Raw genomic sequence first — 23,165 nt, 5'->3', positions numbered from 1 at the left:
GCACCCGAGCAGAGCGAGACCGATGAGCGCCACATCCGATGAGGACATCGACGGCTTCTTCACGACCTCCCGCACGACGGGCCGCGAGGAGGCGGTCGAGCTCACCGACGAGAGTTATCGCACCTTCCTGCCCGGCCTCGACGACCCCGGGCTCACCGAGGTCCGCGGGATGACCTACGAGGAGTTCGCCCAGAACCGTTACCGGGCGCCCTTCCTGCGCGACCTCCTCGTCCACTGGGACGGCCTCTACCGTGAGCCGTTCGTCGGGATCACCTCCGACGGCGCGGTGCGCGAGGGGCTCTACGCGCTGCCGGGCACCGCACCGCCGGACACCGGGAGCGGGCCCTGCGAGGCTGCCGTTCGCTTCCTCGGGACGCTCACTCCCGGTGAGCTGGACGCGGTGCGCCACGACATCGACGCACCGCAGTGGCGGGCGTGGAGCAACCCCGAGTTCATGGTCTACCGCGTGGGACTGAGGATGGAGGTGCTCACCGACGACAAGACGTCGGCGATCCACGACATCCTCCGCGCGTCGCTGAGCTCCGACGGCTACGCCCAGGTCTCGGGTGCGATGGAGCTCAACGGCCACCTCGGCGAACTGGTCGGCCTGCCCACGGTCATGAACCGGCACAGCTACTGGTTCTCGGTCTTCGGCGACCCGTCGGCGGGCGCGCGGGGTGAGCCGTGGGGCTGGCAGCTTTTCGGCCACCACGTGGCCCTCAACTTCGTCTCCGTGGGGGGCCGGCACGTCATCGCGCCGGTCTTCCTCGGAGGCGAGCCCGCGCTCATGGACGACGAGGCCGGCGTCCACGGGCCGCTCTTCGTGACGCGAGAGCGGCTCGCCCTCGAACTGGCCGGTTCTCTCACGGCCACTCAGCGCGCCCGGGCCGTCGTCTTCGCGTCCGTACTCGACCCGGCGATGCCGGAGGGAAGACTGCATCCCGCCGACGAGCGGCACGTCGCGGGCGCGTTCCGTGACAACCGGGTGATCCCGTACGAGGGGATCCCGGCGGACGAGCTCGACGACGCCCAGCGCGACCTGCTCCGCCGCGTCGTCGCCGACTTCCTGCACCTGCTGGTCGAGGGACAGCGCGAGCTCGCGCTGGCGGAGTACGACGCGCACGCCGACGAAACGTGGTTCTCCTGGTACGGCGCGACGGACGGCTCGCAGCCGTTCTACTTCCGGGTGCACGGCCCGGTGCTGATCGCCGAGTTCGACGACCACGCCGGGGTGTGGCTGAGCAACAAACTGCCCGCGCGGTTCCACGCGCACACGACGCTCCGGCACCCCAACGGCAACGACTACGCCAAGGCGCTCATCGCCCGGTGGCGCGAGCGGGGCGAGTGATCCGTGCCCCCTTCAGAACCGCTGGTCGGGCAGGGTGGCCTCGTACTTCGTGACGGCCTCGATGGTGTTGATCTCGTGCTGCTTCGCGGCCGCCTCGACGGCCTCGGCCGACGCGCCCGCCTCGATGAGCTGGAGGATGCCCTCGTGCTCGGCGATGGCGGCCTGGGCGCGGCCGGGGGCGTACCAGAAGGCCGACCTGCGGACGATCTCGAGCCGGGCCCACTCGTTGTCGACCATGTCGACGAGGCGGCGGTCCGGGCAGCGGCACGCGAGCAGCCGGTGGAACTCCCGGTTGAGCCGGCCGAAGCGGGCCGGGTCGAAGGCGGCGAGCGCCTCCTTCATCTGGCGGTCCAGTGTGTGGGCCGCTGTCAGGTCGGCCTCGGTCAGGTGGGGCGCCGACAGCGCCGTCGCGTAGCCGCCGAGGCGCGCCACGATCTGCAGGCCCCGCTGCCACGCGTCGGTGTCGAACGTCGCCACCAGCGCGCCGACGTTGGGCACGATCTCCACCCAGCCCTCGGCCTGGAGCCGGCGCAGCGACTCACGCCACGGCACCGAGCTGATGCCGTGTTCGCGCACCAGCTGGTCGATGACCAGGCGGTGCCCGGGTCCGTAGGTGCCGTTCATGATCCGTTCCTTGAGGATCATGAATGCCTGCTCGGTCTTGCTCGCCATGAAGCAGATCCAACCACAATTCCGTACACGATATTGAAGTGAGCCCTCCCTTGGACACCACACCGGCCTCCTCCCTCCCCCCGGCGCTGCGGGCGAAACTCGCGTCGGTGCCCGTCGCCGGGCTCTCGGCCCAGCTGCGCCGCCAGGGCCTGGAGGGCGTGTTCATCGACGGCGTCCGTCCCCTGGTGGCGGGACAGAAGTTCGTCGGCACCGCCCGGACGCTGCGTTTCGTCCCCTTCCGCGAAGACCTCTTCACCAGCCACGGCGGCGGCTACAACGCACAGAAGCGCGCCTTCGACTCCGTGGAGGAGGGCGAGGTCCTCGTCATCGAGGCGCGCGGCGAGAAGGGATCGGCGACGCTCGGCGACATCCTCGCGATCCGCGCCCATGCCCGCGGCGCCGCGGCCGTCGTGACCGACGGCGGGGTGCGCGACGCCGAAACCGTCGCCACCGTGGGCATCCCCGTCTTCGCGGCGGGGCCGCACCCCGCCGTGCTCGGCCGCAAGCACGTCCCCTGGGACGCCGACCTCACCATTGCGTGCGGCGGTGCCACCGTGCAGCCCGGCGACATCCTCGTCGGCGACGCCGACGGGGTCGTCGTGATCCCGCCGGGGATCGCGGCGGAGATCGCCGACGCGGCCGTCGCCCAGGAGGAGGAGGACGGCTGGATCGCCCGGAAGGTCGCCGGGGGACACCCCGTCGAGGGACTCTTCCCGATGAACGCCGAATGGCGGGCGAGGTACGAGGCCGCACACTGCGCCCGGCCGGACACGGCGCCGTCGGACACGGCGCGGACCACCTCGTGACCCGGACCCGGCCGGCACCGGCCGCGAGCAAGTCGCGGGTCGCCTACGAGTGGATCCGCGAGCGGATCACGTCCGGGTCGTTCGGTCCCGGCTACCGCCTCGTCCTGACGACGCTCGCCGCCCAGCTCGGCATGAGCGTGGTGCCGGTCCGCGAGGCCGTCAGTCACCTCACGGCCGAAGGGCTGGTGACCTTCGAACCCAACGTCGGCGCGAGCGTCTCCATGGTCGACCCGGACCGCTACATCCACGCGATGGAGGTCATCACCGTGCTCGAGAGCGCGGCGACGGCGCTCTCGGCGCCCCACCTCACCCGGCGGGACCTGGCGCACGCCCGGGAACTCAACGCGGCGATGCGCGGCGGGCTCAGCGACTTCGACTTCCGGCGCTTCGGCGCGCTCAACCAGGAGTTCCACCACACCCTCTACTCCAGGTGCCCCAACCCCCGGCTCCTGGAGACGGTCGACGCGGAGTGGTCCCGGCTGGGCCACCTGCGCTACTCGATCTTCGGGTTCGTCCCCCACCGGCCCCGGGAGTCCGTGGGCGAGCACGACGACCTGCTCGACCTCATCGAGTTCGGCCTCATCGAGGGGGACGGGACGCCCGACCGGATCGAGCAGGCTGTGCGCCGGCACCGCACCGGCTCCCTCGACGCCTTCCGCGTCCACGGAACCCACGGAACCCACGGAACCCACGGCGCCCACGGCCCCCACCGAAACGACCGCGCCGCCCAAGGAGCCTGACGATGCTTCCCGAGCAGACCCTCGCCGACCTCGCCGCCGAGCTCGAGCGGGCACACGCCGACCGCACCGTGCTGCCGCGCATCACCGCCCGGTACCCCGAGGCGACGGTGGAGGACTCGTATGCCGTCCAAGGGCTCTGGCGTGACCGGCGGATCGCGGCCGGCCGCCGCCTCGTCGGCCGCAAGATCGGTCTGACGTCCAAGGCCATGCAGGCGGCGACGGGCATCTCCGAGCCGGACTACGGCGTGATGTTCGACGACACCGTCTGGGAGAACGGCGCTGTCGTGCCGTTCGACGAGTTCTCCAACGTCCGCATCGAGGTCGAGCTCGCCTTCCTGCTCAAGGCGCCGCTCAAGGGCCCCCGCTGCACCGTCTTCGACGTGCTCCGCGCGACGGAGTACGTCGTCCCGGCGCTGGAGATCCTCAACTCGCACCTGGAACTCGAGGGACGCACGATCGTCGACACCATCGCCGACAACGCCGCCTACGGCGGCCTGGTGCTCGGCGGCACCCCCGTGGCACCCGACGCGGTCGACCTGCGCTGGATCTCCGCGCTGCTCTACCGCAACGAGACGATCGAGGAGACCGGCGTCGCCGCCGGTGTGCTCAACCACCCTGCCACGGGCGTCGCGTGGCTCGCCGGCAAACTCCACCAGCACGGCACCGGCCTCCAGGCCGGTGAGCTGGTCCTCGCCGGATCCTTCACCCGGCCGATGTGGGTGTCGCGCGGCGACTCGGTGCTCTGCGACTACGGAACGATGGGAACGATCTCGTGCAGCTTCCGGTGAACCTCCCGGCGACCTTCCGCGCGGCGCTCGCCGCCTCCGACCGCCCCCTGATCGGCATGTGGGTGTGCAGCGGCAGCCCGCTCGTCGCCGAGATCTGCGCGGGCGGCGGCCTCGACTGGCTGCTGATCGACATGGAGCACGGGCCCAACCAGCTCGAGTCGGTGCTCGCGCAGCTCCAGGCGGTCGCCGCGTACCCGGTCAGCCCGCTCGTCCGTGCGCCGGGCCTGCTGCCGGTCCTGGTCAAGCAGATCCTCGACCTCGGCGCCCGGAACATCCTGATACCGATGATCGACACTCCGGAGCAGGCGGAGGCGGCCGTGCGGGCGGTGCGCTACCCGCCGCGCGGCAACCGCGGGGTCGGATCGGCTCTCGCGCGGTCGGCCCGGTGGAACCGCGTCGACGACTACCTGGCCCATGGGGACGAGCATGTCTCGCTCTTCGTCCAGATCGAGTCGACCGCCGGCGTCGGGAAGGCCGCCGAGATCGCCGCGGTCGACGGTGTCGACGGTGTCTTCGTCGGCCCGTCCGACCTCGCCGCGTCGATGGGCCTGATCGGCCGGCAGACCCACCCCGACGTGCTGGCCGCGGTCGGGCGCGCCTTCGAGGCCGTCCGCGGTGCGGGCAAGCCCGTCGGCGTCAACGCCTTCGACCCGGCCGTCGCGTCGGCCTATCTCGACCAGGGCGCATCGTTCGTCCTCGTCGGTGCCGACGTCGCCATGCTCGCCCGAGGCTCCGAAGCCCTGGCCGAGCGGTTCGTCGACACGTCCGGCCCGGGCCGCGCCGGCAGGTGAAGGAGCGCCCTCGTCCCTTTCCCCCCGGGCTCCGACCGTCCCCGAGGCCAGGGCCGTCCAGTCGGCCTGCCGGAAGGGAAGAGGCGGCTGGTCCGGCCCGAACCCGGGATCGGTAGGAGTCCATGCGGCGAGAGCCTCGCTGCATGGACCTGCAGAAGATGCTCGGGCTGTGGTGGACGGTGCCCGCTGGGCTGGCGTTGGTGGGTTACGCGTGTTCGCTGGCCGGGCTGACCCGGCCGCAGCGGGCGGTGTGGGTGACGGCCCGGGTCGTGGAGGTGCATCCGCCGGGACATGGTGAGCCGGGGGAGCACGGGATACCGGTGACGATCGTGTACCAGGACCCCGGCAGCGGACGGGAGTTCAGGCTGCGGCACGAGAACAAACGTGGCGACCGGGTGCAAGAGGCCTGGGTGGGGCGGGAGTTCCCGGTCCGGTTTCCGCGGCGGCGGCCGGAGCGGTTCTACCTCATGCTGGACAGCGAAGGGCGGACCTCCGGGGTCGGCGGGCCGAACTGCATGGTGATCCTGCTGGTGTCGGGACTGGTCGTCCAGTCGTTCTTCGCGTGGGGTTGGCAGTGGGGACTGATCTGCGTCGGTGGCCTGCTGCTCCTCGTCGCCGCGCTGAGCCGGGACAGCGAGTACGCCCGCGCCCGCGCCGCTCAACTGGCCGCGGGCATCACCGTCCGGGGTCGCGTGGTCGCCGTCACCAGGGACGTCCACTCCGACGGCGAAGGCGGCGAAAGCGTCAGCCACGCCTCCGTCGTCGCCTTCACCACCCACGAGGGCGTCGAGGTCACCGCGCTGTGCACACAGGGCATCCAGGACATCGCCACGTCCCTCGGCCGTGACATCCCCCTGCGTTACGCGCCCGCCGACCCGTCCCTCCTCACCGCCGACCCCGACCACGAACGCCATGAGCGCGCGTGGAACATCAGGTTCACCGCCACCCTGCTGGTCACCGGGATCGCCGCGATCGGAGTCGGCGGTTACTGCCTCCACCACCCCTGGCTTCTCACCTGACGATGCAGGTCAGAGCCGCCCAGAGGAGGGGCGAGTGCTCGATCCGGCCGTCGGCGCGCCACCGGTCGAGCTGCTGTCGCTGCCAGGCACCGAGACGGCGGACCGGGTCGGGATCCTCGTGGGCCGCGTCCACGGCGACCACGGCCTCCGTGAGCGGCCGTACAGACTCCGGCAGACCGGCCAGGCGGTGGAAGGCGAAGCTGGTGGGGAGCACCCAACGGGTGGCGGTGACCAGCTGGGCACCGTTGTGGATCATCGCCGTCGCCAGGCCGAAGGACTCGGCGAAGCGGAGATCGCCACCGCTCTCACAGGCGATCAGCGCGACGCGCGGCGGTGCGGGCCAGAGCTGAGCGCCCGGCACGCCGTCCGCGTGCAGCGGGAGCGTGCCCAGGAGAAGGTCCTTGGCGGACAAAGGGCGGTGGATGCGCACCGGTTCGGTCATCCCCGTGGTCTTTGGACCGCAGCACAGATGGAGGGTGACGTCCTCGCTCTGTCCGCCCTCGACGGGGGCGCCGCTGACGTGACCGACGTACATCAGGCGACGGGCACCCCCGCGCAGCGCCTCGCCCAGCCAGTCGCGGTCGAGGTCGGTGCGGCGGAAGGCCTCGGCGGGGGTGGCGGTGGACGGTACGACGACGCCCGCGTCGAGCCTCCGTCGTACGAGGGACAGCAGCGCCGGGTCCGAACCGGGCTGTCCCAGGACCGAGCCGAGCGGGGAGTCGGCGCGGAAGCCGGGGACGCGGGGGTCCAGGACGAGAATCACGGTGTCCGAGTCCGGGTGCGGGTCCCGCTCGGTCGGGGTGGTGCCTGCCCGTCGTAGCGACGCCGGTGCCGTGGTGACGATGTCCACGAGGTCGATCAGCCGCACGTCGCTGTCGTCACCGTCCACGGCGAGCAGCTCCCACGGGACCTGGGCGACCCGAGGTGACGGCTGGAGCCGCATCAGCGGACGGCCCAGGTGGGCGGACACCCGGCGGATCTGGTCGGTCAGGCCCGGCGGCCACAGCACCTCGGCCAGCATGCGGGAGAGGCCGCGCTCTTTCTCGTGCACGGCCAGCGCGCCGGACCCGAACGCGCGCCGCATGCCTTCCGTGCCGCCGCCCGGCAGTCCGGCGGCCAGCGCGCGGACGGCCTCGTCCACGTCCGGCCGCGGGGCGTACCCGGTGCCGAATCCCTGGACCCCACGAGTCCACGTCCAGGTCATGTGCAGATCACCGGCGTCGGCCAGGCGGACCTGGACCACCGGACGACTCGGGTCGGTCAGATCGCCGGCGGACAGAACGGCACCTCTTCCTCGCTCACGATCCGCCGGTGATAGCGGAACTCGGCTGCCTGGACGTACTCCTGGAGCGCGGTACGGCCGCCCGCCTGCGCCGACATCACGATCCTCGGCGGCGGTGCGACCCGCAGGCCGACGGAGGCGGCGGCCTCGGCCGCGATGCCGCCCAGCGCCAGGGGAACGTCGTCATCGGGGGCGTACGTCTTCATGGCGGCGTCCGGGAAGACCGCCGCCGCCCTGTCGGCGGCGGACGTACGGCTCAGCGCCAGGGAGGCACCCGCGCACCGGTGTTCCACCAGCTCGAAGATCAGCCCCTGGTCGTTGCTGCGGAGGGCCAGACGGAAGACCAATTGCATGGCCTCGTCGGCCAGTTGGAGCCACTGACTGCGGGCGTGGGCGGTGGCGAAGTCGTAACGGGCCGCTTCCAGCGTCAGAGCGGCGGGCAGGGCGAGGGAGAGCGCGTTTGCGAGCGAGGCGCGCTCATGGGCGCCGTGGTCGGTCCGGTCCAGGTTGTCCTCAAGGGTTCTCGCGAGCATCAGGTCCACCTGGGCGCACCGCTCGTACACCCCGCGCTCCTGGTACACGTCCCGCGCGCCCTGGGCGAGCCGCTTCATCTCGTCGATGTCGCCCCGCCCGTACGCGTGCCGGGCGCCCATCAGCATGGTGTCGGCGGCGGCGATCGCGGCACCGGCCTGCTGGAAGCGGGCCAGACCGGACGCCGTCAGAGCGGCCGCGCCGGCCGCGTCCCCGCGGTGTGCGGCAATGGCGGCACGGGCCTGTTCGCAGACCGCCAGGTCCTCGGCCTGGCCCTGCCGTTCGAAGATCTCGGCGGCCTGCGCGTACAACTCCTCCGCGCGATCGAGGTGGCCGGCCCGCAGTGCCGCGTACGCCCGGTGGGAGAGCACCTGTTGGAGCCCCGCGTGCTGGCCCAGCGTCAGGTGGACCTCTTCCGCGCGGGCGAAGTAGTCCTCCGCCTGCTCGAACCGCACGGTCGAGGCGCAGACGACCCCCAGACAGTCCAGCAGATACGGTTCGGTCTGCGGCGCGTCGGCCAGCAGCGCGGAGGCCAGTTCCTCGGCCGCGCCCCACGCGCTGCGGTCCATCAGCAGATGCACCCGGCTCAGGCCGATCTCGGCGGTGCGCAGCCCTTCGAGGTCGTCGAACTCCGACAACAGGGCCGCCGCCTCGTCCATCGCCTCCTGCGCCTCGTCGAGCTGTCCGGTCCTGCGCAGCAGTTCGACCCTGGCCAGCAGTGTCTTCAGCAGGACCTCCTGCCACAGCCGGCGGCCGTTCGGGCCCATCGGCACGGACGCGATGCCCCGCACCAGATCGAGGGACCGCCCGACGGACAGGGCCGCCCCGGGCAGATCCGTGGCCGTGAGCTGAACCGTCCCGATGTCGGACAGCAGATGCCCGCGCAGAAGTCGTACGTCGGGGGAGTCCTCGAACGACTCGGCCAGGGCGAGGAGTTCGCCGTAGACGGTCAGTGCCGCCCGGAGATCCGGGGTGAGCTGATGGCGTTCGGCGAGCGCGAAGCCGCTGTCGAAGGGCTCGCCGTAGCCGAGCCCCGCCGCCCGCTCCTCCTGTTCCGCTGCGTCTTCCGGGTCTTCCGGGTTTTCCGGCATGGGCTAGAAGTCCTCCTCCACGGCAGCGGCGGCCGCGATCTCCGCGAGGAACGGGTCCGGGTGTGCGGCCCCGCTGTCGTGCGGTGCCGCCGCGACGCCGAGCCGGTGCCGGGCCAGGGCTCGTACCGCCTCCCGTGCCGCACGGTCATCAGTACCCGGTCCCGGGTCGAACCCCGGCAGCAGGATGCCGACTTCTACGCTCGGTGCCGTCGAGGCCGGGATGTCCAGGTCCGCCCGGCCGGTCCACACGTCGTCCCGCCTGGCCAGCGGAACACGGTTCGGGTGGCCGCCGTCCACGTGGACCTCCGCCACGAGGTGCACCCCGCCCACGGGGGCCGCGACGTCGGCGACGACCTCCACCTCGATCCGCCGCGCGGCGCCAAGCGCGTACACACTCCAGGACACGGCGTCCTCGGCCGCGTCGACGAAGCCGGGAGGACAGCGGCACCAGTCGTTGGTCCCCGAGCCCCGGGCGATCACGCGGCGGGTCGCGGTGCGGGGACTACCTGCCGCGAGGGCGAACTCCTGCCGCCGTACGAAGATGTCGGCGAGATCGAGCGGTGTGGCGGTCGGCTCGTGGTCGTCCCGTTCCAGGGCCGAGCGGAGGCGCCGCAGTGCCTCCCCGTCCAGCCCGGCGTTGTCGGCCGCGTCGTCGATCAGCCTCAGGACGCGGTCCAGTCGGCGAGGCGGAGCCGCCGACTGCCGCCAGCGGATCAGCGGGCCGAGCGCGACCAGGTGCTCCTGCAGCAGTTCGCTTCCCTCCAGCTCCCCCGACTCGTCGAGGAGTTGCTGGCATTCGTACGTCAGCGCCGCCAACTCCAGCCCCAGCAGGTCCGGTTCGGGCGCGGGAATCCCGTCCAGGTGCGACGTCGGCCACCAGCGGGCCACCCAGTGGCCGAGGGCGAGGCGGGCAGCGGCCTCGGCGAGGGAGGACGGCCGCTCGGGCAGCGTCGGTTCGGCGGCCGGCGCTCCCGACGCGACGGCGTCGACAGCGGTGGCCACAGGCTCGCCGTAGACCGCCCACAGCCATTGCTGGGCCTGCCCCACGTCGTGGATCTCCGCTGCTGGAAAACCTGCCGGGCCGAGGACGGGCCAGGTCAGGACGGCGCCCGCGACCTCGAGAACGGCCCGGGTGAAGGTGGGACCGGCGGAGGGTCCCGCGATGCGTACGGTGCTGTCCTCGGCCCGCGTGACGGCACGGCGCCGTTCAGGCATCATGCGCTCCTCGGCTCGGCGGCGGGTTCGGCGGTCGCCGACAGGGTGCGCAGGGCCGCACGGACCCGTGCGCGGTGGTCCATCATCACCGAGCGGGCGACCCCGTCGAGCACGCCCCAGGCCGATGCCGCGTCGGGCAGTGCCGCGTCGCGGACGTCGCGCCCGTGCAGCCGTACCCACAGGCGCCGCATGTACGCGGCCCACGGGGTGCGCAGGTCCTGGGCGAGGGCCTCCAGCACACCACCGTCCGGGTCCGGGCGGGGGGAGACGGTCAGCCTGCGGGCTCGGAGGACCGAAGCCTCCCGCCGCCAGCGGCCGTTGACGATGCGGTGCGCCGCCGTCGACCCCGCCACGGAGGTTCCGGCCCCCAGCGGATCGAGGCCCACCGCGAGTCGGCCGCCGAGCACGACGGTGACGCGCAGGCTCTCGTCGTACAGGCCCAGCGGGGCGCAGCTGCGGTCGACCTCCCGCCGGACGAGCTCCGGCACGGCCGGCAATTGTTCACGGTGGGCCGACGCCTGGAGCACCGTGAAGAGCCGTTCGAAGAGTGTGCGGTCGAACGGCGCGGGGAGTGTGGCGGTCGAGGCGCTCCGGCCGACCTCGGGGCGCGGGGGTACGCGGTGCGCGGTCAGCCCGAGATGCGGGGGTACGTCGGCGCGGTCCCAGAGGTCGGCCGGGTGCGCCGCCGCCCACAGGGCTCGCCCGAGCAGACTGCCGTGCCCGGCCCGGACCATGGCGGCGAAGGCCGGCGTATCGGCGCCCGCCGCACCGCAGGCCTCGAGTACCTCGACCGCCAAGCCCGTACCGGCGGCGCCCGGTACCGTTTCGCGTCCCTCCCACGCCGCTGCCAGCTCGGCGTCGAGCCGGGCGCGCCGGGCGGCGTCCGCCAGATGCTCCTTCAGCGCTTCCACCGTCCGTCCGCCGGAAGCGTCCACGACGTCTTCGAGTACCGCCCTCGCCACCGCGTCCGCGCCGGGCCCCGGCGCTCCGTGCCCGGTCGCCAGCTCGAAGCACCGCTGGAAATACAGGTCCTGGGGATTGCCCGCCACGATCCCCAGTGCCCGGCGGGTCCTCTTCAGCAGGATGAACCACCGCGCCGTCGCTTCCAGAACCGCACCGGACTCCCGTATCAGCGCGTCGAGCCGCTGCGCCTCCCGCGCGTCGAGGAAGTCGGCGGCGAACTCCGGACGCAGCGCCGGCCGGACGATCAGCGGCAGCACGATCAGCTTGACCGTCCGGGTCAGCGGCGCGCCACCGGGCCCGCTCAGTGCCCGGGGACCCGGCCCGAGGCCGCGCCACGCCCTGTCGATGACCAGGGCGCGCGGACGGCGCTCGCCGGTCGACGGCCGGCTCGGGGACGACATGGGCAGAGCGTACGGCCTGGGAAACCGGCGGTCGAACCTGGGATCGGTAGGCGCTGCCCGCCTCCTAACGTCCACACCACCAGGAAGAACGGACCGGAAGGGCAGGTACAGCATGGGAATCTTCGGCAAGCGCGAGCGCCGCGAGGAGAAGGCCGCCAAGATCGCGGAGCAGGTGGCCGGCGGCAAGGGTTTCTACGGCCGTATGACGCGCGCGACGCTCGGCGCCGAGGACTACGCCCAACTCCAGCGGTCGATCGGCGCGTACAACTCCGGTGCCACCGTGCAGCGGCTGCTCGCCATGGGCGTACCGACGATCCCCGCCGCCGTCGTGTCGATCAGCGACACCGGCAAGCTGGTCAACTTCGACCCGGTCGTCGACCTGGTCCTGCGGCTGACCGGGGGCACCGCCGACCCGATCACGCTCCGGACCATCGTTTCGAAACTGCGCATCCCCCGCGCCGGTGACCAGGTACTGCTGATCGCGGACCCCGCGAACCCCGGCGGTTACCTCTACGCGGGAGACGGGGTGACGCCGTGACGACACCGGCGTACGAAGTGCCGCCGAACGCGGGCACAACCGGCGGCTCGACGTCTTCGGGGTTGCGGCGACCGCGAACTCGGTCTGCACCGGCGCTGGAACGACGGCGTCAGAAACGCCACCCGGCTCTGCCCTGAGATGGAGGAACAGGGCTCTCCCGGAGCCGAGTCGGCGTTCCGACGTCATCTGCGCCAGTACCGTACCGGGCGCGGACACGCACCTGATCCGGGGCCGAAGCCTCCGCCGGTCCGCGAGGCCACCTCATGGAGCATGACTCACCCCGAACACCTGCGGGACGAGGACGCCGGCAGGTTTCACCGGCTGCGTGAACGCGATCCCGAGCTGGACCGGCTCACTCCTGAGTCCCGTCGGTCCGGCGCCGGGCCGCCGCCGATCGCTGCGCCGAGCCCGGGGCCGGACGACGTCCGCCGACAGGCCTTCACGGCAGGGACGTTCAGCCCCACGGTTGCGGACCTTCGGCATCCGGCGTCCAGCGCCCCGTACCCCGAGAGTCATGGGTGTCAGACACCGACCGGAACAACCTCGAAGGGACCATCACCATGGCCGTGCACGAGCACCCGCACCGGAGTCCGCGATTCCACCTGCCGTCGCTGCGGGGGAACCGGACCACACCCGCATCCGGGGAAGAGGTGGCGACGCTCAGCGACACGCACACCGCACGTGCCTACGCCTTCGCCTCACTGCGTCTGCTGACCGGGTTCGTCTTCCTGTGGGCGTTCCTGGACAAGACCTTCGGCTTCGGTTACGCGACGCCGTCCGGCAAGGGCTGGGTCGACGGCGGCTCGCCCACCAAGGGCTTCCTCAGCAGCGTGGCCGTCGGCCCGATGGAGTCCACGTTCCACGACTGGGCCGGAGCCACCTGGGCCAACTGGCTCTTCATGCTCGGCCTGCTGGGCGTCGGAGTGGCCGTCATGGCCGGGGTCACGCTGCGGCTGGCGGCCGTGGCCGGGACCGCGCTGATGGCACTGATGTGGATCGCCGAATGGCCGCCGGCGAAGCACCTGTCCGACGGCACGCCGAGCATGTCGACGAACCCCTTCGCCGACTACCACGTGATCTACGCCGTGGCCCTGATCGTCCTCGCGGCGGCCGGCGCCGGCGCCACCTGGGGCCTGGGCAGGGTCTGGGCGCGGCTGCCGATCGTCCGCGACAACGCCTGGCTGCGGTGACCGCACGGAGACGCGGCGGGTCCGCCACGGGCCTGCCGCATCCGCCGCTCGCAGGGCCGTTCGGCCCCGGCCGGGGACCAGCGGCCCCTGCCTCACGAATCCCCCATGCCACGAAGCTGGAACCACACCACCACTCAGGAGGCACCATCATGGTCCGCACAGTCGTCGCAGGTCTGGACGGCTCGGCCGAGAGCCTGACCGCCGCCGAATGGGCGGCCCGCGAGGCGAAGCTGCGCGGTCTGCCGCTGAAGCTCGTCCACGTCTGGGAGCCCGTTCCCGAGCCCATCGCCCAGGCACCGCTCCTCGGCGCCGAGACGCAGCAGCACTGGACCGAGCGCGTTCCCCGCGAGGCGGCCGACGGCCTGCGACTGCGTCACCCCGGCGTGGACGTGAGCGTGGAACAGCTGGGCGGTTCGCCCCGTGAGGTGCTGGCGCGTGCGGCGAAGGACGCCGAACTGATGGTCCTCGGCTCCCGCGGTATGAGTGGCATCGGAGGGTTCCTGCTGGGCTCCGTCGGCCACGCTGTAGTCGCCCGGACCGACCGGCCCGTGGTCCTGGTCCGCGCCGGTGAGCAGGCCGCCGACGAGCATGTGATGGACCCGTCCGGCATCCCCTCCGCCGCGAGCCCCTTCCGCCCCGTGCTGCTCGGCCTCGACACCGACAGCCCGGACGACACGGTGATCGAGTTCGCCTTCGACGCGGCGACCCGGCGAGGGGCCGGCCTGCGGGTCGTCCACGGCTGGAACCCGCCGCCCTACTACGCGTACGGACTCTCGGCGGACCTCGGGCTCCACGAAGAGCTGTCCAGGCAACAGGTCGCCGCCCTCACCGAAGTGCTGCGCCCCTGGCGGCAGAAGTTCCCCGACGTCGAGGTCGTCGAACAGTCCCGCTACGGCAGCGCGGCCGGCCACCTGGTGAACGCGTCCCGCGAAGCCTCCCTGGTCGTCGTCGGGCGACGGATCCGGACGAACCCCTTCGGGGCGCACATCGGCCCCGTCACGCATGCCGTCCTGCACCACGCCACCGCGCCCGTCGTCGTCGTGGCGCACCACTGACACGTACGGCCGGAGAGGAGAAAGCGATCATGAAGGCAGCGGTCGTACGAGCTTTCGGTGAACCTCTGGTCATCGAGGAACGCCCCGATCCGGAGCCCGGCCCCGGACAGGTCCGTGTCCGGGTGGAGGCGTCCGGACTGTGCCACACCGACATCCACGCCGCGCACGGGGACTGGCCGGTCAGGCCGACCCTGCCGTTCGTCCCCGGCCACGAGGGCGTCGGCCTGGTGGAGGCCCTCGGCGACGGCGTCACCCACCTGTCCCTGGGCCAGCGGGTCGCCGTGCCCTGGCTGGGCAAGGCCTGCGGGCGGTGCGAGCACTGCCTCTCCGGCTGGGAGACGCTGTGCGAGCAGCAGATCAACACCGGGTACGGCTGCGACGGCGGCTACGCCGAGAAGATGCCGGCCTGGGCCGACTTCGCCCAGCCTGTACCCGAGGGCATCACCGCCCTGGAGGCCGCCCCGCTGACCTGCGCCGGCGTGACCACGTACAAGGCCCTGAAAGTCGCCGGCGTGCGCCCCGCCCAGCTGGTGGCGATATCCGGCATCGGCGGTCTGGGGCACATGGCGGTGCAGTACGCGAAGATCGCCGGTGCCACCGTGGCCGCGATCGACGTCACCGACGACAAGCTCGCCCTCGCCGCCGAACTCGGGGCCGACCTGGTCATCGACGCCCGTGAGCAGGACGTCGGCGCGGTACTCAAGAGCCACGGCGGCGCGCACGTGGCGCTCGCCCTCGCGGTGAACGAGACCGCGTTCGCCTCGGTCCACGCCGGACTGCGGCGCGGCGGGAAGCTCGTCATGGTCGCCCTGCCCGCGCACGGCACGATCCAGGTGCCGATCTTCGACACGGTCCTGGGCGGTACGTCGGTGCTCGGCTCCATCGTCGGCACACGGCAGGACTTGGCGGAGGTCTTCCAACTGCATGCGGCGGGCCGGACGAAAGTGATCTACGAGACCCGTCCGCTCGCCTCCGTCAACGAGTCGATCGACGCGGTACTGAACGGTCACATCAAGGCCCGGATCGTCTTCGACCTCGACGCAGGACGGTGAGAACGATGGACATGCCCCTGGTGGTCGGCGTCGACGGATCCGAGCCGAGCCTGCACGCCGTCGACTGGGCGGCCGACGAGGCCGCACTGCGCGGGGCGCCGCTGCGACTGGTGTTCGCGTCCCTGTGGGAGCGGTACGAAGGCGCCGCGCTTGCCCAGGGCCTCGGCAGGACGTCCGAGCAGCTCTTCGCCGACAGGATCGTCGAAGCGGCTGCCCAGCGGGTCAACCGCCGTCGGCCGGAGGTGAGGACCGAGACCGAGGTGCTGCGTGACGCGCCGGTACCGGCGCTGGTACGCGAGGCGCGCAACGCCTCCCTGGTGGTTCTCGGGTCACGTGGCCGCGGCGGCATCGCCGAACTGCTGCTCGGTTCGGTGAGTCTCGCGGTCGCCGCGCACGCCGACAGCCCGGTGATCGTCCTGCGGGGGCGTCACGACGGTGATGGCGGCATCGCGGCACACGGTCGCGTCCTGCTCGGCGTCGGCGAGGGGGAGCACAGCTCGGCGGCGGTGCGCTTCGCCTTCCAGGAGGCCGGGCGACGGGGCGCGGCCCTGGAGGCCGTACGGGCCTGGCGGTGTCCCGCGTACGAGACCACCGACCACCCCTTGATGGCCGGAGAACCGGCCCGCCTGCACGAACAGGGAGCCGTCGAGATGCTCGAGACGGCCATGACCGGGGCCGCCGCGGAGTACCCGGCCGTCAAGGTGCACGGACGTACGGCAGAGGGAACCGCTCGCAAGGTGCTGCTGGACGCCTCGGCATCCGCGGACCTGCTCGTCGTCGGAGCCCGGCGCGGGGGCGGGCACTTCGGGCTCCAACTCGGGCGTGTCGCCCATACGGTGCTGCACCACTCCGCCTGCCCCGTCGCCGTAGTACCCGGGGGATGAGGAACCCCGGTGCCGCGATGACGTGAATTCCGTCTCGAAGCCGGCCCTTGGGGCCGACCGGCCCTGATGCCACCCCGGACAGTCCCTGGGGCCACGGACCGGACCGCTGGATGCTCGAAGTGCCCAGAAGCCTTGAGGAGACCCGCGATGACGGACGACGTGCTCAGCCGCCCCACGGTCCACGCCCTGCTCGCGGACGGCACCACCGTGTGCATCCGCCCTGTGGTGCGGGGAGACCACGACCAGCTGCGGGGGCTCTACGAGGAGATGTCCCCGGACAACCTGCGGCTGCGGTTCTTCGGGGCGAGCCGGCGCTCCGCCGAGATGGCCGCCGGGCGCGCCTGTGCGCCGTCGAGGCCCGGTTACCGGGCGCTGCTGGCCGAGACGCAGGGCCGTGTCATCGGCCTGGCCGAGTACGACACCGCGGGCGGGGGCGACGCGGCCGAGATCTCCGTCGCCGTCGCCGACGGACTCCACCACCGGGGCATCGGCACCCTGCTCGTCGAGCACCTGGTCTCGGCCGCCCGCGCGGAGGGCATCGCCACGTTCACCGCCGACGCGCTCAGCGAGAACCACGAGGTGCTGCGGCTCTTCGCGGATCTCGGCCTGCGCACGGCCCGCCGTTTCGAGGGGCCGGAGGTGCGCTGCACGGTCGAACTGACCGAGGACGACGCCTATCTGACAGCCGTGGAGGCGCGCGGGCGGGCCGCCGACGTCGCGAGCCTCGAACCCCTCCTGCGGCCCGATGCCGTCGCGGTCGTGGGGGCGGGGCGCAAGGCCGGTTCCGTGGGGCGTGCCGTCCTGCACCACCTGCGCCAAGGCGGTTTCACCCGGAGGCTGTTCGCGGTGAACCCGGCGGCCACGTCGATTCTCGGCGTGCCGTCCTACCCGTCGATCAGTGCTCTGCCCGTGACCCCCGATCTGGCCGTCGTCGCGGTGCCGGCCGCCGCCGTCCCGGCCACCGCCGAGGAATGCGGCAAGGCCGGCGTACGGGCTCTGCTCGTCGTCTCCGCCGGTCTCGGCCGTGCCCAGGCCCGGGCGCTGACGGCGGCATGCCGTACGTACGGCATGCGGCTGGTCGGTCCCAACTGCCTCGGCGTCTCCAACACCGAAACGGACGTACGGCTCGATGCCACCTTCGCCGCCGGCCACCCGCGCCCCGGCACCGCGGGCGTGGCGGTGCAGTCCGGCGGTGTGGGCATCGCGCTCCTCGACGGGCTCTCCCGCCTCGGTATCGGTGTCTCCTCCTTCGCCTCCCTCGGTGACAAGTACGACGTCAGCGGCAACGACATGCTCCAGTGGTGGGAGAGCGACGGCCGCACCGACCTCGCTCTCCTGCACCTGGAGTCCTTCGGCAACCCGCGGTCCTTCTCCCGCACGGCGCGCCGGGTCACCCGGCGCATGCCCCTGCTCACCGTCGACGCCGGCCGCACCGACGCGGGCCGCCGCGCCGCCGCTTCCCACACGGCGGCCGCCGCCACCCGGACGATGACCCGGCAGGCACTCTTCACCCAGGCAGGCATCACTGCCACCCACTCGGTCGCCGAACTCCTCGAAGCCGCCGCTCTGATGCACTCCCAGCCGCTTCCGGCCGGGACCCGCGTCGCGATCGTCACCAACGCGGGCGGCGCGGGCGTCCTGGCGGCCGACGCCTGCGCGGAGGCGGGGCTCGCCCTGCCGCCGTTCACCCCGGAGACGGCCGGCGACCTGCTCGCCGTGCTGCCCGAGGGAGCCGCCGTGGGCAACCCCGTGGATGCCACCGCCGTCGTCACCGAGGAGCAGCTCAGGACGTGTGTGCAGCGGCTCACCCGCTCGCCGGGCGTCGACGCCGTCCTGCTGGCCCTGGTTCCCACGGCGGTGGCCGCAGCGACCGGCGACGACCTGATCCGGGCCCTGACCCGGCCACCGGCTCCGGCTCCGACTCCGGACCCGATCCCGAAACCGGTTCCGGCTCCGGACCCGATCCCGAACGGCGAGGCCGCAATCCCCGGACCATGGGCACGGCCGGTCGTGGCGGTGCGACTCGAACAGGACCTTCCGGTCAAGCTGCTGCCCACTCCCGGCGGCGGCACCGTCCCGTCCTACGCCGAACCCCAGGCGGCGGCACGGGCGCTGGCCCACGCCGCCCGTCGCGCGACGTGGCTGAGCAGGCCCGCCAGCACGATCCCGGACCTCGACGGCATCGACACGCAACGGGCCCACCGGGTCGCCGAGGACTTCCTCGCCGCGCACCCCGACGGCGGCTGGCTGGATCCGCGCACCTGCGCCGAACTCCTCGCCTGCTACGGCATTCCGCAACTGCGATGGGCCTGGGCCGAGACCGAGGACGACGCCGTGGCCGCCGCCGAGCGGCTGCGCGGCCCCGACGGCCGGGTCGTCATGAAGGCCCACTGGCCGGGCCTGCTGCACAAGAGCGAGCAGGGCGCCGTCCACCTCGACCTCCAGGGCGACTCCCAGGTACGCGCCGCCTTCCGCGACCTGGAGACGCGGTTCGCGGGACTGCTCACCGGCGTGGTCGTACAGCCGCTGGCCGCCCGCGGCACCGAGCTCTTCGCGGGCGTCGTCCAGGACGAGGTCTTCGGACCGCTGGTCCTGTTCGGCCTCGGAGGCACGGCCACCGAGGTGCTCGCCGACCACGCCGCCAGGCTCGCCCCGCTGACCGACCGCGACGTACACGACCTGATCACGGCTCCACGCTGTGCTCCGCTCCTCTTCGGAGCGCACGGCAGCAGGCCGGTCGACCTCGAAGGCCTCGAACAGGTGCTGCTGCGCCTGTCCCGCATGGCGGGCGACCTTCCCCAGCTCGCCGAGGCCGACTTCAACCCCGTCCTCGCGACACCGGGCGCGGTCTGCGTGCTCGACGCGCGGGTGCGCCTGCTGCCGCGCAGGTCCCAGGACCCGTACCTGCGCCGACTCCGCTGAGAAGGGAACCACCATGAAACACGACAGGATCGGTTCCCACGGCCGATCGATACCCGGCTGCCGCCGGGGCAGGTCGCCCCGGCTCGGGTGTGACGACGGAAAGCCGCTCCCGGCGTGGGTACGGCCGAGTGCGGCGGTTCGCCCACCGACCGTCGGGATCGAAAGCGGAAGGTCTCGCGAAACCGTCGGGGCGTCGTGGCCGTCACCGGCACCGCCCGGCCGCCGCGTCTGTCTTCCCGCGCCGGACCTCCGTGTCACTCCGGCACGACGGCCACCGGACATCCGGTGGACCGCAGCAGGGCGTCCACGGTGGTGGACGGACCGTTCGCGGCCGGGTGCCCGCGTCCGACCACCACGAGCTCGGTGTTGCCCGGGTTCCGGATCAGCGCCTCCGCCGGCGGGAACAGGACGACGTCCTCGAGGACCGGCACGGTCGGGTACTTCTCGCGCCACGGCCGCATCACGTCGGACAGCAGCTGCACCTCCTGGTCCTCCCACGTGGCGCGGTCCTTCTCCGGTACACGGAAGGGGAGTTCGGCGGCGGCCGGCGGAAGCGACCAGGCGTGGACCACGCGCAGCCGTGCTTCCCGCAGCCGAGCCGTGCCGAAGGCGAAATCGATCGCCCCGGCCGCAGGGTCGCGGGCGTCGACGCCGACGGTGATCCCGGCGGGCCGGTACGCCGGCCTCGCACGGCCGGGCCCGCCGGGCACGAACACGACCGGGCAGGCGGCGACCGCGGCGACCTCCCGGACGACAGGACCCGGGAGGGGGTCGGCGGCCCCGGACTCCTCCGCCAGGCCGACGACGATCGTCTCCACGTTCCGGACCAGCGAGCGCGGTTCCCATCCGGCCGTTGCTGCGAGGTGCGTGGTGTCGACTCTCAAGCGCGGGTAGGCGTCGGCAAGTTCGGCCGCCACATGATCCGCCACGTGATCCGTCACGGATGCCGGACGGCACACGTCGTGTCGGGGCGTGCCGCGGTCCACCGGCGGCGCGACATGGACGACCCGCAGCGGCAGCCCGCGCCGCAACGCCTCACACGCCGCCCATTCGGCGACACGCGTGCGCGCCGGCCGGTCGCCTGCGATGATCATCACACACTGCGTCGACATGTCGCCTCCGAGATCCGGGGGAGGTTTTCCCCACCCTGAGGACTCTGGGTCCTGATCTCCGGCATGCGCAGGGGCCGAACGGCCCTCTGTGGAGCCCTGGCGGCCCAGCCGGTGAGAGGTTTGCTGCAGTTCTCCGGCCTCATCCGACAGCGAGGAGGTGCGACCGATGCGGAAGGCCAGGCGCACAAGGGTCCCGGGACGGCGGTGGCGGGAAGATCCGCTGCGTCGGCACAGTGACGTGGCGGAAGCGTGGGTCGTCCTGGTCACCTGGGTTCTGGCGACGGTCGGCGCGATCGCCGCGGGAGCCGCCTCCGCCCTGGTGACCGAGGACGTGGTGGCGCGTCAGAGAAGGCTGCCGCTGCCGTAGGGGGCGTAGAGGTCCAGCAACCGGGTGCGGGCCGCGCGCAGGCGGTGGGCAAGGACGTCGCCGACCCACTGGGCGATCGTCATGCCGAACACCGGGTCGTTGCGGCACAGGGTGCGTACGGCCTCGGCGTCGAACTCGTAGGCGCGCACCGGAGTCGTCGCCTCGGCGCCCAGGTGCCAGGTGTGGGGTGCGAACAGCCAGGACCAGCCGATGAGTTGATTGTGTGTGAGCGACTCGATGACCGCTGCCCGCCGACCGGGCACCCGTGTGTCGAGGGCGACGGTGCCGGTGCGGACGATCCAGAACCGGTCGGCGTGCCCGCCCTCCTCGAAGAGCCGGGCACCCGGCTCGAACGACACCGGGCGGGCGAGGTTCATCAACCGCTGCCTGTGCTCGGCGGGGAGGGCCCGCAGCATGCTCGATGTGACGGGATCGTTCATGGCGTGCCTCCAGACGTGCGTACGTTCCTGACACTTCCAGCGTCTTCCCAGGCTCTGATCCGGACCATGGGCCACACGGCCCCAAGACCGGGCCGTACGGCACGAAGCCGTTCCGCCGGCCGCGCAGACGCGGCCCAGGAGTGTGCGGAACAGGAACAGAGTCGGGCCCAAAGGACCTCCGGAAGGGCCTGTACGGCCTCTACGCCGGGGAACCGGTCCTGCACGAAGCTCCGGTGAGCAGAGCATCCGGGCCCGCACCCAGGAGGTACGCACCATGCTTCGTCACGTCACCGCAGGAGTCGACGGTTCCGTCGAGAGCCTCACGACCGCACACTGGGCGGCAGGGGAAGCCGTGCGACGCGCACTCCCGCTGAGGCTGGTGCACGCGTGGAAGTGGCACCCCCGCCCGCCCGCCTCCGTCCCCGGGGACAGCAGCGAGCACGCATGGGCCCAGCAGACCTTGAACAAGGTGGTCGACAGCGTCCGCACCGCGTACCCGGAACTGCACGTCGACGCACGGCTGGTGTCCGACTCCCCGGTCGCGGCACTGCTCGCGTCGGCCGTGGAGACCGAGATGCTGGTGCTCGGCTCCCGTGGGCTCAGCGGCGTCGCGGGGTTCATCGTCGGCTCGGTCTCGCAGCGGGTCGTCGCCAGGTCCGTGCACCCCGTCGTACTCGTGCGGGCGGGCAGGAACCCGGCCGGCGAGCACCCCGCGGGGCCCGACCGCGGCTCTTCGCCGCAGACCGCCACGATTCCGTCCCGCCATGTCGTCCTGGGCCTGGACACCCGGCACCCCTGCGACGAACTGATCGAGTTCGCCTTCGAAGCCGCCCGGCACCAGGGCGGCGCGCTACGCGTGATCCACGCCTTCAGCATTCCCTCGGCCGACGGCGCCGACCTGCACGCGGCCACCGGGGCCGGGGCCGGGGTGCTTGCCGTCCAGGAACGCGACCTCGTCGCGGCACTGCGTCCGTGGTGCGCGAAGTATCCCGGGATCTCCGTGACCGAGACCGTCTCCGAAGGCCGGCCGGCCACCGCTCTGGTACGCGCGTCGTCCGGTGCCGCCCTCGTGGTCGTGGGCCGCAGGATCCGGGAGAGCCACCTCGGCACGCACATCGGCCCCGTGACCCACGCGGTGCTGCACCATGTCGGCTGCCCCGTCGCCGTGGTCCCGCATGCCTGACTCCGGTCGAGGCACGAGGACCGGGAATCCCGTGCCGCGGTCACACCGCCTGCCCTCCGGCGTGACCTGGAGAGGGCGGACACGGACGCCCGTCTCACTCGGCGGGCGGATCTTCGGGCCGGGGGCGTACGACGTCCCCGGCCCCGCCCGTCTCCGTGAGGCGCGTTCCGGTGACCAGGTCGGGGCGGATGACGACCGTGTGGTCCATGGTCCGGTGCAACCGGGGGCGGAGCAGTTTCTGGTAACGGGCGACTTCGTGCGGGTCGGTCACCGGACGGGCGTAGCCCGTGACCACCACGCTCCAGCCGAGATGTGTGTCCGGATCGATGGCGTCGGCCTCGTAGGCGACGACCACCCCCCGGCCGTCGGCCTGCTGAGCACGTGACGTCAGGGCCGCCCCGTCGTGGGTGCGGATGACGATGTTCCCGTCGTCCAGCACATGGGTGACCGGACGGACGGCCGGCAGAGCGTGCTGGGTGAAGACGATCCTTCCCAGCGACACGCTGCCCAGGAGCCGCAGAGCTTCGTCGCTGTCGAGCTCGACGCTCAGGCGGAGTTCGGAGGAACCCGGTTCGGCATTGTGGGAAAGCATGGGCGACCTTCGTACGGAATCGGTGTGCACGGTGGTGTGCGGGGTCAGATCGGTGGAGTGCTCTCCGCGCGCCGCACGCCAGGGCCGTTGGGGCCCCGTCCCCGTCCGACCGAACCCGGCCGGCACAGGCGTCCTCGTGGTCGGTGTCCGCACGAGCCCCGGCTCCGGGACCGACCCCCCGGT

General features: G+C 72.4%; 22 protein-coding genes. 14 read left to right on the top strand and 8 right to left on the bottom strand.

Annotation, left to right across the window (positions count from 1 at the left end):
- Nucleotides 1-22 precede the first annotated feature (22 nt).
- A complete protein-coding gene (locus QFZ75_RS04480; RefSeq protein WP_307533989.1) occupies nt 23-1,348 on the top strand; it encodes a DUF3500 domain-containing protein in 1,326 nt (441 codons plus the stop codon).
- 12 nt (nt 1,349-1,360) lie between these two features.
- Here QFZ75_RS04480 and QFZ75_RS04475 read toward each other — a convergent pair whose 3' ends face one another.
- On the bottom strand, nt 1,361-2,020 hold the full coding sequence (locus QFZ75_RS04475) for a GntR family transcriptional regulator (RefSeq protein ID WP_307533987.1): 660 nt from the start codon (nt 2,018-2,020) through the stop codon (nt 1,361-1,363).
- Nucleotides 2,021-2,058: 38 nt separating this feature from the next.
- Between QFZ75_RS04475 and QFZ75_RS04470 the strand changes: the two genes are divergently transcribed.
- From QFZ75_RS04470 to QFZ75_RS04450, 5 genes are all read left to right on the top strand, one after another.
- Nucleotides 2,059-2,826: a ribonuclease activity regulator RraA gene (locus QFZ75_RS04470; protein ID WP_307533985.1), complete on the top strand. Its 768-nt coding sequence runs from the start codon at nt 2,059-2,061 to the stop codon at nt 2,824-2,826.
- Complete coding sequence (locus QFZ75_RS04465; protein ID WP_307533984.1) at nt 2,823-3,566, top strand: GntR family transcriptional regulator; 744 nt, start codon at nt 2,823-2,825, stop codon at nt 3,564-3,566. Before QFZ75_RS04470 ends, QFZ75_RS04465 begins: the two co-directional genes overlap by 4 nt.
- A gap of 2 nt (nt 3,567-3,568) precedes the next feature.
- Nucleotides 3,569-4,354, top strand: a complete 786-nt coding sequence (locus QFZ75_RS04460; protein ID WP_307533982.1) for a 2-oxo-hepta-3-ene-1,7-dioate hydratase — start codon at nt 3,569-3,571, stop codon at nt 4,352-4,354.
- Nucleotides 4,339-5,145 (top strand): HpcH/HpaI aldolase/citrate lyase family protein, encoded by an 807-nt coding sequence (locus QFZ75_RS04455; protein WP_307533980.1) that lies wholly within the window; start codon nt 4,339-4,341, stop codon nt 5,143-5,145. Before QFZ75_RS04460 ends, QFZ75_RS04455 begins: the two co-directional genes overlap by 16 nt.
- Nucleotides 5,146-5,288: 143 nt before the next feature.
- Nucleotides 5,289-6,164, top strand: a complete 876-nt coding sequence (locus tag QFZ75_RS04450; protein WP_307533978.1) for a DUF3592 domain-containing protein — start codon at nt 5,289-5,291, stop codon at nt 6,162-6,164.
- Here the strand turns inward: QFZ75_RS04450 and QFZ75_RS04445 are convergent.
- Genes QFZ75_RS04445 through QFZ75_RS04430 form a run of 4 tightly spaced genes read right to left on the bottom strand, consistent with a single transcriptional unit; the run spans nt 6,157 to nt 11,647 of the window.
- Complete coding sequence (locus QFZ75_RS04445; RefSeq protein WP_307533976.1) at nt 6,157-7,407, bottom strand: CHAT domain-containing protein; 1,251 nt, start codon at nt 7,405-7,407, stop codon at nt 6,157-6,159. The two genes, QFZ75_RS04450 and QFZ75_RS04445, sit on opposite strands and share 8 nt — an antisense overlap.
- A 17-nt stretch (nt 7,408-7,424) precedes the next feature.
- A complete protein-coding gene (locus QFZ75_RS04440; protein WP_307533973.1) occupies nt 7,425-9,068 on the bottom strand; it encodes a hypothetical protein in 1,644 nt (547 codons plus the stop codon).
- Between the two features lie 3 nt (nt 9,069-9,071).
- Nucleotides 9,072-10,286 carry a hypothetical protein gene (locus tag QFZ75_RS04435; RefSeq protein ID WP_307533971.1) on the bottom strand — a complete coding sequence of 405 codons (1,215 nt, stop codon included), beginning with the start codon at nt 10,284-10,286 and terminating at the stop codon, nt 9,072-9,074.
- Nucleotides 10,283-11,647 carry a hypothetical protein gene (locus QFZ75_RS04430; RefSeq protein WP_307533969.1) on the bottom strand — a complete coding sequence of 455 codons (1,365 nt, stop codon included), beginning with the start codon at nt 11,645-11,647 and terminating at the stop codon, nt 10,283-10,285. Before QFZ75_RS04430 ends, QFZ75_RS04435 begins: the two co-directional genes overlap by 4 nt.
- A 112-nt stretch (nt 11,648-11,759) precedes the next feature.
- On the opposite strand from QFZ75_RS04430, the gene QFZ75_RS04425 reads away from it, so the two are divergent.
- The 6 genes from QFZ75_RS04425 to QFZ75_RS04400 all read left to right on the top strand — a co-directional run bounded on the left by QFZ75_RS04425 (nt 11,760) and on the right by QFZ75_RS04400 (nt 19,288).
- A complete protein-coding gene (locus QFZ75_RS04425; protein WP_307533967.1) occupies nt 11,760-12,185 on the top strand; it encodes a hypothetical protein in 426 nt (141 codons plus the stop codon).
- A 560-nt stretch (nt 12,186-12,745) separates the two neighbouring features.
- The gene (locus tag QFZ75_RS04420; protein WP_307544212.1) at nt 12,746-13,375 is read left to right on the top strand and encodes a hypothetical protein; all 630 of its coding nucleotides are present in this window, start codon (nt 12,746-12,748) and stop codon (nt 13,373-13,375) included.
- 149 nt (nt 13,376-13,524) lie between these two features.
- The gene (locus QFZ75_RS04415) at nt 13,525-14,430 is read left to right on the top strand and encodes a universal stress protein (protein WP_307533965.1); all 906 of its coding nucleotides are present in this window, start codon (nt 13,525-13,527) and stop codon (nt 14,428-14,430) included.
- 29 nt (nt 14,431-14,459) lie between these two features.
- A complete protein-coding gene (locus tag QFZ75_RS04410; protein ID WP_307533963.1) occupies nt 14,460-15,482 on the top strand; it encodes a zinc-dependent alcohol dehydrogenase in 1,023 nt (340 codons plus the stop codon).
- Between the two features lie 5 nt (nt 15,483-15,487).
- On the top strand, nt 15,488-16,366 hold the full coding sequence (locus QFZ75_RS04405) for a universal stress protein (protein ID WP_307533961.1): 879 nt from the start codon (nt 15,488-15,490) through the stop codon (nt 16,364-16,366).
- Nucleotides 16,367-16,513: 147 nt separating this feature from the next.
- Complete coding sequence (locus QFZ75_RS04400) at nt 16,514-19,288, top strand: bifunctional GNAT family N-acetyltransferase/acetate--CoA ligase family protein (protein ID WP_307533959.1); 2,775 nt, start codon at nt 16,514-16,516, stop codon at nt 19,286-19,288.
- Between the two features lie 254 nt (nt 19,289-19,542).
- On the opposite strand, the gene QFZ75_RS04395 is transcribed toward QFZ75_RS04400, so the two are convergent.
- Nucleotides 19,543-20,400 carry a universal stress protein gene (locus tag QFZ75_RS04395; RefSeq protein ID WP_307533957.1) on the bottom strand — a complete coding sequence of 286 codons (858 nt, stop codon included), beginning with the start codon at nt 20,398-20,400 and terminating at the stop codon, nt 19,543-19,545.
- Nucleotides 20,401-20,638: 238 nt separating this feature from the next.
- Here QFZ75_RS04395 and QFZ75_RS04390 point away from each other — a divergent pair, with 238 nt between their 5' ends.
- Nucleotides 20,639-20,767, top strand: a complete 129-nt coding sequence (locus QFZ75_RS04390) for a hypothetical protein (RefSeq protein ID WP_307533955.1) — start codon at nt 20,639-20,641, stop codon at nt 20,765-20,767.
- Here QFZ75_RS04390 and QFZ75_RS04385 read toward each other — a convergent pair.
- Nucleotides 20,743-21,207 carry a cyclic nucleotide-binding domain-containing protein gene (locus tag QFZ75_RS04385; RefSeq protein WP_307533954.1) on the bottom strand — a complete coding sequence of 155 codons (465 nt, stop codon included), beginning with the start codon at nt 21,205-21,207 and terminating at the stop codon, nt 20,743-20,745. The genes QFZ75_RS04390 and QFZ75_RS04385 overlap by 25 nt on opposite strands.
- A gap of 274 nt (nt 21,208-21,481) precedes the next feature.
- Between QFZ75_RS04385 and QFZ75_RS04380 the strand changes: the two genes are divergently transcribed.
- Nucleotides 21,482-22,390 (top strand): universal stress protein, encoded by a 909-nt coding sequence (locus QFZ75_RS04380; RefSeq protein WP_307533952.1) that lies wholly within the window; start codon nt 21,482-21,484, stop codon nt 22,388-22,390.
- A gap of 94 nt (nt 22,391-22,484) precedes the next feature.
- On the opposite strand, the gene QFZ75_RS04375 is transcribed toward QFZ75_RS04380, so the two are convergent.
- On the bottom strand, nt 22,485-22,982 hold the full coding sequence (locus tag QFZ75_RS04375) for a pyridoxamine 5'-phosphate oxidase family protein (RefSeq protein WP_307533950.1): 498 nt from the start codon (nt 22,980-22,982) through the stop codon (nt 22,485-22,487).
- Nucleotides 22,983-23,165 lie beyond the last annotated feature (183 nt).

Source organism: Streptomyces sp. V3I8 (assembly GCF_030817535.1).
In the GTDB taxonomy this organism is placed as follows: Bacteria; Actinomycetota; Actinomycetes; order Streptomycetales; family Streptomycetaceae; genus Streptomyces.
This window is presented reverse-complemented; position numbering and strand designations above follow the sequence as displayed.